Annotated in this window: 10 protein-coding genes and 1 pseudogene; 7 read left to right on the plus strand and 4 right to left on the minus strand. The window is 61.3% G+C overall.

The genetic code is table 11. From position 1 onward, the window contains the following. Positions 1-16: 16 nt before the first annotated feature. The 4 genes from speA to HDC30_RS13810 all read right to left on the minus strand — a co-directional run bounded on the left by speA (position 17) and on the right by HDC30_RS13810 (position 4,338). On the minus strand, positions 17-1,930 hold the full coding sequence (gene speA / locus HDC30_RS13795; RefSeq protein ID WP_003221289.1) for an arginine decarboxylase: 1,914 nt from the start codon (positions 1,928-1,930) through the stop codon (positions 17-19). Positions 1,931-2,149: 219 nt separating this feature from the next. After that, positions 2,150-2,521: a translation initiation factor Sui1 gene (locus tag HDC30_RS13800; protein WP_007914613.1), complete on the minus strand. Its 372-nt coding sequence runs from the start codon at positions 2,519-2,521 to the stop codon at positions 2,150-2,152. Positions 2,522-2,709: 188 nt separating this feature from the next. Further along, a complete protein-coding gene (locus HDC30_RS13805; RefSeq protein WP_183783607.1) occupies positions 2,710-3,267 on the minus strand; it encodes an NUDIX hydrolase in 558 nt (185 codons plus the stop codon). A gap of 3 nt (positions 3,268-3,270) precedes the next feature. Further along, positions 3,271-4,338 carry a DUF2333 family protein gene (locus HDC30_RS13810; RefSeq protein ID WP_007963034.1) on the minus strand — a complete coding sequence of 356 codons (1,068 nt, stop codon included), beginning with the start codon at positions 4,336-4,338 and terminating at the stop codon, positions 3,271-3,273. Between the two features lie 426 nt (positions 4,339-4,764). Here HDC30_RS13810 and gcbA point away from each other — a divergent pair, with 426 nt between their 5' ends. The 7 genes and pseudogenes from gcbA to HDC30_RS13845 all read left to right on the plus strand — a co-directional run bounded on the left by gcbA (position 4,765) and on the right by HDC30_RS13845 (position 13,371). Further along, positions 4,765-6,435, plus strand: a complete 1,671-nt coding sequence (gene gcbA / locus HDC30_RS13815) for a diguanylate cyclase GcbA (protein WP_027613596.1) — start codon at positions 4,765-4,767, stop codon at positions 6,433-6,435. A 1,491-nt stretch (positions 6,436-7,926) separates the two neighbouring features. Then, a pseudogene (locus HDC30_RS29535) lies at positions 7,927-8,433 on the plus strand (methyl-accepting chemotaxis protein); the annotation flags it as partial. Positions 8,434-8,675: 242 nt separating this feature from the next. Beyond that, the gene (gene aroQ, locus HDC30_RS13825) at positions 8,676-9,128 is read left to right on the plus strand and encodes a type II 3-dehydroquinate dehydratase (protein ID WP_025111759.1); all 453 of its coding nucleotides are present in this window, start codon (positions 8,676-8,678) and stop codon (positions 9,126-9,128) included. A 48-nt stretch (positions 9,129-9,176) separates the two neighbouring features. Beyond that, a complete protein-coding gene (gene accB / locus HDC30_RS13830) occupies positions 9,177-9,641 on the plus strand; it encodes an acetyl-CoA carboxylase biotin carboxyl carrier protein (RefSeq protein ID WP_024164417.1) in 465 nt (154 codons plus the stop codon). Positions 9,642-9,658: 17 nt separating this feature from the next. Further along, positions 9,659-11,017 carry an acetyl-CoA carboxylase biotin carboxylase subunit gene (accC, locus tag HDC30_RS13835; RefSeq protein ID WP_027613593.1) on the plus strand — a complete coding sequence of 453 codons (1,359 nt, stop codon included), beginning with the start codon at positions 9,659-9,661 and terminating at the stop codon, positions 11,015-11,017. Between the two features lie 170 nt (positions 11,018-11,187). Beyond that, positions 11,188-12,066, plus strand: a complete 879-nt coding sequence (gene prmA, locus HDC30_RS13840; protein WP_183783611.1) for a 50S ribosomal protein L11 methyltransferase — start codon at positions 11,188-11,190, stop codon at positions 12,064-12,066. A 30-nt stretch (positions 12,067-12,096) separates the two neighbouring features. Then, positions 12,097-13,371, plus strand: coding sequence for a DUF3426 domain-containing protein (locus HDC30_RS13845; RefSeq protein WP_183783613.1), 1,275 nt, complete (start codon positions 12,097-12,099; stop codon positions 13,369-13,371). Positions 13,372-13,474 lie beyond the last annotated feature (103 nt).

Genomic DNA, 13,474 nt, shown 5'->3' on the forward strand with positions numbered 1-13,474 from the left:
GTGCAACAGACCTGACTCAGGAAGACAGGTAGGAGGAACGGGTCAGGCCCAGACGCAAGGCATCGAGGAACTGCGTACGCTCGCTGGCACTGATGCGGGCACTGGCGCACTTGTCGCGGTAGTGGGTCATCAGTTCTTCCGGCGACAAGTGCACGTAACGCAGCATGTCTTCGATGGTGTCGTGGGTCTCGATACCGGCGTGGTACACGCTGCCATCGGCGTTCTGGTAGATGTTCACCGAGTCGGTGTCACCGAACAGGTTGTGCATGTCGCCGAGGATTTCCTGATAGGCGCCGACCAGGAACACGCCCAGCAGATAGTCTTCACCTTCGTTCAGACCGTGCACCGGCAGGCTGGTCTCGATGCTCTGCTCGTCGACGTACTGGTTGATCTTGCCGTCGGAGTCGCAGGTCAGGTCTTGCAGCACCGCGCGACGCAGCGGCTCTTCATCCAGACGATGCAGCGGGATGATCGGCAGCACCTGATCGATCGCCCAGGTGTCCGGCAGGCTCTGGAACACCGAGAAGTTGCAGATGTACTTGTCGGCCAGCTTGTCGTTGAGTTCGTCGAGCACCTGGCGGTGCGAACGCTGACGTGCCTTCAACGAGTTGTGCAGGCGACGGCACACAGCGAAGTAGCACTGCTCGGCCAGGGCCTTTTCCGCCAGGGTCAGTTTGCCGTCGGCGTACTGCGAAGCCACGTCGCTCATGTAGTGCGTGGCGCGCCAGTAAGTCTCGGTGACCATCTCGATGTCGGTCGGGCCGAGCAGGTCCACCAGCCACTGCACGGTTTCCGGCAGGTTTTCCTTGTTTTCGATCAGCGGGATTTCGTCGTTGTGTTTCTCTACGTCGGTCACCTGCACCACCAGCATCGCGTGGTGCGCGGTCAGCGAGCGGCCGCTTTCGGAGAAGATGTGTGGATGCGGCAGGCTCTGCGCGTCGCAGAACTCCTTGAGCATGCCGACCACGACACCGGCGTAGTCGTCCATGTCATAGTTGATCGAACTGGCGTTGCGCGAGTGAGTACCGTCGTAGTCGACACCCAGACCGCCGCCGACGTCGATGTGATCGACCGGCAGGCCAAGGTTGCGCAGCTCGCCGTAGTAACGGATCGCTTCCTTGAAACCGTGCTGGTAGTCAGCCAGGTTGGCGATCTGCGAACCCATGTGGAAGTGCAGCAGACGAATGCCCTGATCCAGGCCGGCAGCGCGGAAGCGCTCGACCACCGACAGCAGTTGCGCCGCCGACAGACCGAACTTGGATTTCTCGCCACCAGTGTCCGCCCACTTCGACGACGCCAGCGACGACAGGCGCACGCGCAGGCCGACCTGTGGCTTGACCTTGAGCGAGGCGGCTTCTTCGATCACCAGGCCGACTTCGGATTCTTTCTCGATGACGATGAACACATTGTGGCCGAGCTTCTGCCCCATCAGCGCCAGACGGATGAACTCGCGGTCCTTGTAACCGTTGCAGACGATGGTGCCGCCCTTCGGCGCCAGTGCCAGCACCGCCAGCAGCTCAGGCTTGGAGCCGGCTTCCAGACCGATGGAAACGTTCTGGGTGGCGATGATGTTCTCGATCACCGCTTCTTGCTGGTTGACCTTGATCGGGTACAGCGCGGTGTACTTGCTCTGGTATTCCAGGCGCTCGATGTTCGAGTCGAAAGCACCGGTCAATTGACGGACACGGTCTTGCAGGATGTCGGGGAAACGTACCAGCAACGGCAGGGACAAGCCGCTCTTGCGCAGTTGGTCGACTTGTTCGAACAGGTCGATAGGCGAGCTGCTCGGGCCGTTCGGACGAACTTCGACGCGACCGGCGTCATTGATCGCGAAATACCCGGCCCCCCAATGGCGAATCCCGTAAACGCTGCGGCTGTCCGCAACTGTCCATTGGCTGCCATCGTCTTTACGTGTGCGTCGTACGGACATCGAAGTCCCCTATAAAGAAGTCATAGTGCGTCGCCTGATCGCAGGCCGGCGCAGTCTAAAGAATGAAAATGACGGTTCGTCAGTGCGGCGGTAGACCGCACTGACTGCGTGTAGTTTAGAAACCGGTCATGAACAGGCTCTGTGAAAACCATGGAGACGACGCCGGATCTGAACTGCTTCAGTGCCGGATCAAGCCGCAGATGGATTTCACAGAGGCTGCTAGCCGCCGGACTTCTTCGCTTTGAAACCGTGTTTGATCAGCTCTGCCAAGAGTAGCTCGACATGATCGCCCTGGATTTCGATGATCCCGTCCTTCAACGCCCCACCGGTGCCGCAACGTTTCTTCAACGTTGTCGCCAGCTCCTTGAGGGCGTCTTCGGCCAGTGGCACGCCGGTGATGGTGGTCACCGTTTTGCCGCCACGGCCCTTGCTCTCGCGACGCACGCGGGCAATGCCGTCCCCGGCCGGGATCACGGTTTGTTTGCAGATACAGGCGTCCACCGGTTTACTGCATTCCGGGCAATGACGACCTGCGTCGGTGGAAAATACCAGGCCACCAAGGGCGGCGAAGGATGCGGCTTTTTTGGCCACCGGCAATCCTCTTGGGAGGACAAAGACTGATCGCGACCTTGGGCAAGGTCATCGACCGCGAAGCCCCACTCAGGCAGGGGCAGCGCTGCTACACCGTGCGCTTGAACAAAAGCAGGTCGGTGCAGCTTGAAAAGGTCGCGCAGTGTAACGGCAAAAAGCGCAATTGCTAAGAGCCAATCGGCGCCAATTTATGTGTTCTTTGCGACGCCGCTTTGTTGAGCCTTCAGATAGCGCTTCAACGCGGCCAGAGAGTCCGGGCAGTAAGGCTTTTGCTCGATTTCCTGCAGCACCTGTTCGACCGGAATAAAGCGTGCTTCCAGCACTTCTTCCGGCTGCAGTTTCAGCGGGCCGTCCCACACCGCGGAAAATGCCGAGCACCACAGGCGGTTGCCGGTGTCTTCGAAGAAGAAATGATCGTGGGCGGTCAGCTCCACCCCACTCACGCCCAATTCCTCTTCCAGCTCGCGGGCCGCCGATTCGGCGTAGGTCTCATCGGCCTGCACCATGCCGCCGGCCGCCACATCCCAGTAACCGGGATAGATCGCCTTGCTCAAGGTGCGTCGATGCACGCAGAGCTCACCAGCGGAATTGAACAACATGATGTAGGTGCCGCGCCCGATCAGCCCGCGCTCACGCAGATCGGCCCGCACCAGGGCGCCGAGCAAGTTGTCCTGCTCGTCGACCCAGGCGATCTGTTCGGCATCGGAGGCGGCGCGGTGCGCCGCCTCTTTGGCGCTATCGACCATGACTCAGCCCTGATTGAGCAGTTGACGCAGATCGATCACTGCGGCGTTGGCCCGGGAAATGTAGTTGGCCATGACCAGCGAGTGGTTGGCCAGCACGCCGAAGCCGCTGCCATTGAGGATCATCGGGCTCCAGACCGGCTCCTGCGATGCTTCCAGTTCACGGATGATCTGACGCACGCTGACCGTGGCGTTCTTTTTCGCCAGCACATCGGCAAAGTCCACTTCGATGGCGCGCAACAGGTGCGACAGCGCCCAGGCCTGACCGCGTGCTTCGTAGAACACGTTGTCGATCTGCATCCACGGAGTCTCTACGACTTCCTCGTCAACTTGCGGGACTTCGCCAACCGCCGGCACTTCGGTTTTCAGCGCGGTGTTGAGTTTCACCCGGCCGACACTGGCGGACAGGCGTTGCGACAGCGAACCCAGACGGGTGCCGACATCGCCCAGCCAGTTGTTGAGGTTATCGGCGCGGGCGTAGAACAAGGCGTTTTTCTGCGTTGGATCAGACAGACGCGCCTGGTAACGGCTCAGGGAGTTGATGCCTTCCTGATATTCCGATTCGCTCGACGGCAGGATCCAGCTCTTGTTGTCAAAGTTGAAACGCGGTTCGGCCTTGGCCAGGTCGGCATCTTCGGCCGACTGCGACTGCGAACGGGCGAAGTCTTTACGCAGGGCACGAGTCAGGTCACGCACCTGCACCAGCACGCCGTATTCCCAGCTCGGGGTGTTGTCCATCCACAGGCCAGGCGGAAAACGGTCGTTGGAAATGTAGCCGCCCGGTTTGTTCAGCAACGTACCGGCAACGGTCTTGAGGGTTTCGACCGTGGTGTAGCCGACGACCATCTGCTTGCCTTCTTTCTCGGCAGCCGCCTGGGCGTTTTGTGCCACCGGAAACAGCGCCGGCTCCTGGCTCCAGTACCAGCCCAGGCCGATGGTCACCAGCAGATAAATGCCGATCAGCGTGGCCAGCGCGCGGCTGAACAACAGCCCGCCCACATAGCTGCGGGTGGCCGACTTCGGCTCAGCGGCACGTTCAGGCGCGCTGCCCGCGCGGTTCTTCCAGTCCAGCATGGCGATATCCTTTCAATCACTTGGGTTCAACGGTTCGACCACAACCATACAACAACGTGCCAAGGCCGGCACCCGCCATTGAAGAGAAGCAGAAAATCCACGGAACGCGCGGCATCGACCCGCGAATTCTCTAGGGGTTTCCCTGATACATCGCCATCAACAAAGCTGCGAAACAGGCATTTGCAGATCAGCGTCTGTCTGCAGCACAGCGTGGTGCACACAGGCTTGTTTACGCTTCGAGCAGCACCATAAGCCCGGTTTTCGGGAGGTTCATCGACGAACAGGTCTCATCCAAAACCACCCGGTCAGAAACTGAATTGTGCAGCACCGCAGATTATTGATGCACGACACTCATATAAGGGAAAAGAGGTGCTAGCATAGAGCCACCAGTCGATCTCAGCATGCGCCCTAACTAGTAGTCAGGATATGACCGAGCCAGAAGACCCCAGCCGTGAGCGCCTCAAGCACCACTTTGCCCAGCGGGTAATTCATCAGGCACGTCAGATTCTTGAGATATGGCAGCGCCTGCAACGCAGTGAGTGGTCCACCGCCGACCTCGCCGAACTGAGCGAGGCCAATCTGCGCCTGCTGCGTTTTGCCGAGCGCTTCGAGCAGCCCGAGCATACGCAACTCGCGCGTCATATCGGCCAGTCGCTGGAAGCGGTGGACGCCAATCGCGGACGCCTGAGCAGCGGTCTGATCACCGATCTCAATCGTTTGATGCAGCGTCTGTCGCGCACCGGTCTGCGCCATGGCGATCAACTCGACCAGACCTTCCTGCCGCCACTGCGCAAACCGATCTACGTCATGTTGCAGGATCACGACCGCGCCGAGCGGCTGGCCAAGCAGCTGGAGTTTTTCGGCCTGACCGCGCAGGCGCTGGACAGTGTCGCGGCGTTTCGCTCCTCGATGGTTGAGCGCTTGCCCGCCGCGATCGTCATGGACGTGGACTTCAGCGGCGCAGGCGTCGGCCTGCAACTGGCTGCCGAAGCTCAGGTTGGCCTGGAAGAACCGCTGCCGCTGCTGTTTTTCAGCCTGCACGAAACCGACACCCCGACGCGCCTCGCTGCCGTGCGCGCCGGCGGCCAGGAATTTCTCACCGGCACCCTCGAAGCGTCGAGCCTGCTGGAGAAGATCGAAGTCCTGACGTGCGTCGCCCAGTACGAACCTTACAAAGTGCTGATCATCGACGACTCTCGCGCCCAGGCCTTGCACACCGAGCGCTTGCTCAACAGTGCCGGGATCGTCACCCGCACCCTGATCGAACCGATTCAGGCAATGGCCGAGCTGGCGGATTTCCAGCCGGATCTGATCATCCTCGACATGTACATGCCGGCCTGCACCGGCACCGAACTGGCCAAGGTCATCCGCCACAACGACCGCTACGTCAGCGTGCCGATCATTTATCTTTCGGCCGAGGACGATCTGGACAAGCAGCTCGACGCCATGAGCGAGGGCGGCGATGACTTCCTCACCAAACCGATCAAGCCTCGGCATCTGATTACGACTGTGCGCAACCGCGCAGCGCGCGCGCGCAATCTCAAGGCACGCATGGTCCGCGACAGCCTCACCGGCCTGTACAACCACACGCACATCCTGCAATTGCTCGAAGACTGCTCGTTCCGCGCCCGTCGCGAGAACAAGCCGCTGAGCTTTGCCATGCTCGACATCGACCACTTCAAGCGAGTCAATGACAGTCACGGCCATCCGATGGGCGACCGAGTGATCAAGAGCCTGGCGCTGTTCCTCAAGCAACGCCTGCGCAAGACCGACTTCATCGGCCGGTACGGTGGCGAAGAATTCGCCATCGTCATGCCCGACACGGATATAGAAGCGGCGCACAAAGTGCTCGACGAGATCCGCCAGCGCTTCGCCGAAATCCACTACCCGGCGCAACCGCACGATTTGTGGTGCACCTTCAGCGCCGGCGTGGTGGAAATGCACGAGGATTCCGACAGCCTGATGATGGCTAGCCAGGCCGACGAAGCGCTGTACCGCGCCAAAGGTGCCGGACGCAATCGAGTGCAGACCGCGCGCGACTCAAAGCAAAGTGCCACCTTTTCATCGGAATCCACTGATTCGGTCATAACCCTGTAACAGAACCGCAATAAATTCAGGCGCTTACCATTTCTGCCGTTGGTAGCCGTCATGCGCCTGAAGTTGCTCACCAATCTCAACACTCTGCTGCTGGTCGCCGTTTGCGTGGCCCTCGGCGCGACGCTGTGGTGGTCGCAAAAAGCCCTGGAGCGTCCGTATCTGTTGATGGAGCGCTACCTCGGCCTGTCGCAGCAATTTCAGAATGACGTGGCGCGCAATGTCGAGGACTACCTCGCCAGCGGCGACGCCCTGCGCCTGAGCAGCGCCAGCCAGGCCATCGACGGCCTGCAGAAGGAGCTCGGCGAACTGCCGCCGGCACTGGCCGAGACCCTGCACCCGAGTCTGTCGAGCCTCGAAGAGTTCAGCAAAACCGACCTGCTCGCCGCCGGCAAACTGGCCGGTGATCCGCAAGCACTGCTGCTGCAAGCCGAACGCGAACTGAGCGCCAGCCTTGATCAACTCAGCACCTACGCCAATGGCAACGCGTCTTACCTGACGCCGCTGCTGGTCGCTTCGCAGCACCTGGGCAAGCTGTCGCTGGCCCGCGACAAACTGGTCAGCAGCGGCCGCAGTGAATTGGCCGCCGACGTCGAGCGCGAAGTCGACAATATCCGCACCCAGGCTCAGGCCATCGACGCCCTGCCCCTGCTCGGCGTGGTCGCCAAGAATGAATCCGGCAGTGATGATTTCGCCGCGATGATGGGCATCGAAAGCACAGAAAAAGCCGCCGCCGAAGACGCCGGGGTCGGCCTCAAGCGCGAACTCAACAGCCTGCTCGGTCGCTACCCGGCGGAGCTGGCACGCACCCGCGAGCAGATCCAGAAACGCACCGATCTGAGCACCGCGACCCATTTGAAGATCGCCGCCGTGCAACAGGCGATCGCCGGGCTTGAGCCGGTGGTACGCGCCCAGCACGGGCAGATTCAGGGCGAAGTGCGCCTGATGCAGGGCATGATGATCGGCCTGATTCTGCTGATCGCGCTGCTGATCGACACCTTGCAGCGGCGCCTGTCGCGCACTCTGACCAACCTCGCGCCGGCGCTGTCGACCTGGGCCGAAGGCGATTTCAGTCGCGACATTCAGTTGGGCAAGACCAACCGCGAACTGCATGACATCGAAGCGTCGCTGAACCGCCTGCGCGCGTATCTGGTGGATCTGGTCGGCACGATTCGCGGCAATGCCGAACAGGTGGCCGGCAGCAGCCGTACGCTGGCCGAACTGAGCAACGACCTGCACAGCGGCGCCGAGCATCAGGCGGGCGACACCGCGCTGATCCGCGATTCACTGGGTGAGCTTGAAGCGACGATTCAGCAGGTCGCTGGCGATGCACGACAGGCCGCCGATGCCAGTCGCCATGCCGGACTGGCCGTCGAGCACGGACAAACCGTGATCGGCCAGAGCCTCACCGGCCTGCACGCGCTGGTCGGCGAGGTGCAAGGCAACGCGCAGATGATCGAGCATTTGGCCGAAGAGTCGGCGACCATTGGCGGCGTACTGACGGTGATCCGCTCGATCGCCGACCAGACCAACCTGCTGGCGCTGAATGCGGCGATCGAAGCGGCGCGGGCCGGGGAAATGGGCCGTGGTTTTGCGGTGGTGGCCGAAGAAGTGCGCTCACTGGCGCAACGCACGGCGGGCGCCACGGCAGAGATCCAGACACTGATCGCCGGCCTGCAAACTGCTGCCCGACAATCGGTCGAAGGCATGCGCGCGCAAGTCGAACACGCCGAAGCCACTGCCAGTCAGGCACAAGCGGCGGACGGCGCGCTGGATAAAATCGTCGGCGCGATCCAGACCATTTCCGACACGGCGATCCGCATCGCCGATATCACCGCTCAGCAAAGCGGCGCGGTCAGCGAGATCCGTGATCACAGCGAGCGGATCCATCAATTGGGCGGGGATAACCTGCTGCGTATCGGCCGCGGGCGTGAGCAGGGTGAGAATCTGCTGGAGTTGGGTGGGCAATTGCATACGGCCGTACAGGCCTTTCGCGTCTGATGAACCGCCTTCGCGAGCAGGCTCGCTCCCACATTGGAATATGTACCCCCTGTGGGAGCGAGCCTGCTCGCGAAGGCGTCAGCACAATCACTACAAGTGACCGGATCAAATCACTCAGTCACAAATTTCGCGCAAACATCGGTCATCGTGCTGGCTATTGCAGAGAACTGGACAGTCACAAAGCCTTTGCGGCATAGTCGCCGGGTTCTGACGACTGCTCATTCATAACAAGGAACACGCAGATGGCGACGCTACTGGTGCTGCACGGCCCCAACCTGAACCTGCTCGGCACCCGCGAACCGGGCACCTATGGGTCAACGACCCTGGCGCAGATCAATCAGGATCTGGAGCGCCGCGCCCGTGAAGCCGGCCATCATCTGCTGCACCTGCAAAGCAATGCCGAGTACGAATTGATCGACCGCATCCACGCCGCTCGCGGTGAGGGTGTCGATTTCATTCTGATCAATCCAGCAGCATTTACGCACACAAGCGTCGCATTACGTGACGCGCTGCTGGGAGTGAGCATCCCATTCATCGAAGTGCATTTGTCCAACGTGCACAAGCGCGAACCTTTCCGCCATCACTCTTACTTCTCCGATGTAGCGGTGGGAGTGATCTGCGGCCTTGGCGCCAGCGGTTACCGACTGGCCCTGGAGGCCGCACTAGAACAGCTTGAAACACAGGCAACGACTTGAACCACAAGCGTTAAACGCCCCTGACCGACCCTTGGGAGTTGATGATTCATGGATATCCGTAAAGTTAAGAAACTGATCGAATTGCTGGAAGAGTCCGGCATCGACGAGCTCGAGATCAAGGAAGGCGAAGAGTCCGTACGCATCAGCCGTCACAGCAAGACCCCGGCTCAGCAGTACTACGCTCCGGCGCCGATGCAGGCTCCGGCCGCTGCACCTGCCGCCGCTGCTGCTCCAGTGGCTGCTGCCGCTCCGGCTGCCGCTGCTGCTCCGGCACTGAACGGCACCGTGGCCCGCTCGCCAATGGTAGGCACCTTCTACCGTAAATCTTCGCCAACCTCGCCAGCCTTCGTTGAAGTCGGCCAGACCGTGAAGAAAGGCGACACCCTGTGCATCGTCGAAGCCATGAAGATGATGAACCACATCGAAGCTGAAACCAGCGGTGTGATCGAATCCATCCTCGTCGAAGACGGCCAGCCGGTTGAGTACGACCAACCGCTGTTCACCATCGTTTGAACTGCGGAGAGCCTTTGATGACTGCGAAGTTGGAAAAAGTTCTGATCGCTAACCGCGGTGAGATCGCCCTGCGGATTCTGCGTGCCTGCAAAGAGATGGGCATCAAGACCGTCGCCGTTTACTCCAAGGCCGACAAAGAGCTGATGCACCTGGGTCTGGCAGACGAGTCCGTCTGCATCGGCCCGGCTTCTGCCGCTCAGTCCTACCTGCACATCCCGGCCATCATCGCTGCCGCTGAAGTGACTGGCGCTACCGCCATTCACCCAGGCTACGGTTTCCTCGCGGAAAACGCCGATTTTGCCGAGCAGGTCGAGAATTCCGGCTTCGCCTTCATCGGCCCGAAAGCCGAAACCATTCGCCTGATGGGCGACAAGGTATCGGCCAAGCACGCGATGATCGAAGCAGGCGTGCCTACCGTTCCAGGTTCCGACGGCCCGCTGCCGGAAGACGAAGAAACGGCGCTGCGCATCGGTCGTGAAGTCGGCTACCCGGTGATCATCAAAGCCGCTGGCGGCGGCGGTGGTCGCGGCATGCGCGTGGTGCACAAGGAAGAAGACCTGATCGCCTCGGCGAAACTGACCCGCTCCGAAGCTGGCGCGGCGTTCGGCAACCCGATGGTCTATCTGGAAAAATTCCTGACCAACCCGCGTCACGTCGAAGTTCAGGTGCTGTCCGACGGCCAGGGTCACGCCATCCATCTGGGCGACCGCGATTGCTCGCTGCAACGCCGTCACCAGAAGGTTCTCGAAGAAGCGCCGGCACCGGGCATCGACGAGCAGGCGCGCCAGGAAGTTCTGGCTCGCTGCGTCAAGGCGTGCATCGACATCGGCTACCGTGGCGCCGGCACGTTCGAGTTCCTGTACGAGAACGGTCGTTTCTATTTCATCGAAATGAACACCCGTGTTCAGGTGGAGCACCCGGTTTCGGAAATGGTCACCGGTATCGACATCGTCAAGGAGATGCTCAGCATCGCCGCTGGCAACAAGCTGTCGTTCACGCAGGATGACGTGGTGATCCGCGGTCACTCGCTGGAGTGCCGGATCAACGCTGAAGACCCGAAAACCTTCATGCCGAGCCCGGGCACCGTCAAGCATTTCCACGCACCAGGCGGTAACGGCGTTCGCGTCGATTCGCACCTGTACAGCGGTTATGCAGTTCCGCCGAACTACGACTCGCTGATCGGCAAGCTGATCACTTACGGCGCCACCCGCGACGAAGCCATGGCGCGCATGCGTAATGCCCTGGACGAGATCGTGGTTGACGGGATCAAGACCAACATCCCGCTGCACCGTGAACTGACCCGCGACGAAGGCTTCTGCAAAGGGGGCGTGAACATTCACTACCTCGAGCACAAGCTGGCAGGCGAGAAGCACTAAGCTTCAAGTCCGCACAGACAAGGCCGCCTTCGGGCGGCTTTGTTGTTTCTACAGTTTTCAAATCCCCCGTGGGTGCAATGCAGCTCCCACAAACCCTGCGCGCTCGCGTAAACTTGCGCGCTTCTCGCTGGCCGCTAGGCTGCAATCATATTTTTTCAAAGGTGCCCGCCATGCCTTGGCTGCAAGTACGTCTCGCCATCAGCCCGGAACAAGCCGAAACCTACGAAGACGCTTTCCTTGAAGTCGGCGCCGTTTCGGTGACCTTCATGGACGCCGAAGATCAGCCTATCTTCGAGCCGGAACTCAACACCACCCCACTGTGGGCGCACACGCACCTGCTGGCCCTGTTTGAGGGCGGCACCGAGCCTGCGCCGGTGCTCGCGCATCTGGAACTGCTGACCGGCAGTCCGCTGCCCGAGCATCACAGCGAAGTCATCGAAGACCAGGATTGGGAACGCAGCTGGATGGACGGCTTCCAGCCAATGCGTTTCGGTCAGCGCCTGTGGATCGTGCCGAGCTGGCACGCCGCGCCCGAGCCTGACGCGGTCAATCTGTTGCTGGATCCGGGCCTGGCGTTCGGCACCGGCACCCACCCGACCACCGCCCTGTGCCTGGAATGGCTCGACGGTCAGGACCTGAAAGACTGCAACGTCCTGGACTTCGGCTGCGGCTCGGGAATTCTGGCGATCGCCGCCCTGCTGCTCGGCGCGAAAGAAGCCGTCGGCACCGACATCGACGTGCAGGCGCTGGAAGCCTCGCGCGACAACGCCGGGCGCAACAATATTGCCGACGAGCTGTTCCCGCTGTACCTGCCGGAAGATTTGCCGCAGGTCAAAGCCGACGTGCTGGTGGCCAACATTCTGGCCGGCCCGCTAGTTTCCCTGGCGCCGCAGCTGACCGGCCTGGTGAAAACCGGCGGTCGTCTGGCACTGTCAGGCATCCTCGCCGAACAAGGTGAAGAAGTCGCTGCCGCCTATGCGCAGGACTTTGATCTGGACCCGATCGCCAATCGCGATGGCTGGGTGCGTATCACCGGCCGTCGGCGCTAGAATGACCGCCTGCATAAACCGGATCGCCGCATGACCGACAGCTTCGTCACCCAGTGCCCGCATTGCCAAACCAGCTTCCGCGTCAGCCATGCTCAGTTGAGCGTGGCCCGCGGGGTGGTTCGCTGTGGCTCCTGCCTGCAAGTGTTCAACGCCGCCAAACAGCTGCTGGAACAACATGCCGGCAAGGAAGCGGTCACTCCGGTGGCGCCGTCCATTGTCCAGCCAGCACCGTCTCAGGCGGTGGTCAGCGAGCCGCCGCCAGTGGTCGAAGCGCCCGTCAATGACGAACCGCCCGCGCCGCGCGCCATCAGCCAAAAGCAATGGAGCGCCAGCGAGCTGGACCTGGACAGCCTCGATCTGGACGAAGAACTCGCCCGCCTCGAACAACGGGAAATCCAGCCGACCACCGAATTCGGTCGTCAGCGCGAAGAGTCCCTGAGCGCCCGGCGCGACAGTCCTGAAGCCGATGAAACGGAGTGGCGCGACAGCCTGTTCAGCGCACGCGACGATGAACGTCTGCCCGAGCCCGAAGATGACGTCGAGCCAGATGCCGTCGAACCGGAACCGGTAAACACCGCGCGCACCGAGCCTTCCCTGTCGCTGGAGCCGGTGGATCTGGATGATGAACCGCCGATCCCGCAACTGCGCCTGCACGACCCGATCGACCCGAATGCCCGTCGTGAACGCCTGTCGGCCAACGTCGAGCCGGACGATGACGACTTGCCATCGGTCGAACCGCTGCGCAAAAAACGTCAACGCGCCGAAGTGTTGCAGGACCTGACCGACGACCCGCTGCAACTGGACTGGCAGAAACGCCGTTCGCCCTGGGGCCGCCGCCTGCTCTGGGGGCTGCTGGTGCTGTTGGCCGCCGCCGGTCTGGCCGGCCAGTACATTGCCTATCACTTCGATGAACTGGCGCGGCAGGATCAGTACCGCCCATGGTTTCAGCAGTTCTGCCCGCAGATCGGCTGCACGGTGCCGTCCAAGGTCGACATCGGCAAAATCAAAAGCAGCAATCTGGTGGTGCGCAGCCATCCGGAATTCAGCGGGGCGCTGGTGGTGGATGCGATCATCTACAACCGCGCGACGTTCTCCCAGCCATTTCCGTTGCTGGAGCTACGCTTCGCTGACCTCAACGGTCATCTGATCGCCAGTCGTCGCTTCAAACCCGGCGAATACCTCAACGGCGACCTTGAGGGCATGGCGGAAATGCCGCCGCAGACGCCGATCCACATCGCGCTGGATATCCTTGATCCAGGCCCCAAAGCGGTGAATTACAGCCTGAGTTTCCACTCGCCCGAGTGAATCGCTTCATCGCTTCAGGTTTGACGGCAGTTTTCTGACTTCGCCCGCGCTTACCAAACCGCTGGTAATAACAGAATAACTGTTCAGATTTTGTTCAATTCAG

The sequence above is a fragment of the Pseudomonas sp. JAI115 genome (genome assembly GCF_014200835.1).
GTDB lineage: Bacteria > Pseudomonadota > Gammaproteobacteria > Pseudomonadales > Pseudomonadaceae > Aquipseudomonas > Aquipseudomonas putida_A.

What these genes read in the sequence shown, in the direction of transcription:
- accB (WP_024164417.1), top strand. Translation starts at nt 9,177, where the DNA reads ATGGATATCCGTAAAGTTAAGAAACTGATCGAATTGCTGGAAGAGTCC.
- speA (WP_003221289.1), bottom strand. Translation starts at nt 1,930, where the DNA reads ATGTCCGTACGACGCACACGTAAAGACGATGGCAGCCAATGGACAGTT.
- HDC30_RS13810 (WP_007963034.1), bottom strand. Translation starts at nt 4,338, where the DNA reads ATGCTGGACTGGAAGAACCGCGCGGGCAGCGCGCCTGAACGTGCCGCT.
- accC (WP_027613593.1), top strand. Translation starts at nt 9,659, where the DNA reads ATGACTGCGAAGTTGGAAAAAGTTCTGATCGCTAACCGCGGTGAGATC.
- HDC30_RS13805 (WP_183783607.1), bottom strand. Translation starts at nt 3,267, where the DNA reads ATGGTCGATAGCGCCAAAGAGGCGGCGCACCGCGCCGCCTCCGATGCC.
- prmA (WP_183783611.1), top strand. Translation starts at nt 11,188, where the DNA reads ATGCCTTGGCTGCAAGTACGTCTCGCCATCAGCCCGGAACAAGCCGAA.
- aroQ (WP_025111759.1), top strand. Translation starts at nt 8,676, where the DNA reads ATGGCGACGCTACTGGTGCTGCACGGCCCCAACCTGAACCTGCTCGGC.
- HDC30_RS13845 (WP_183783613.1), top strand. Translation starts at nt 12,097, where the DNA reads ATGACCGACAGCTTCGTCACCCAGTGCCCGCATTGCCAAACCAGCTTC.
- gcbA (WP_027613596.1), top strand. Translation starts at nt 4,765, where the DNA reads ATGACCGAGCCAGAAGACCCCAGCCGTGAGCGCCTCAAGCACCACTTT.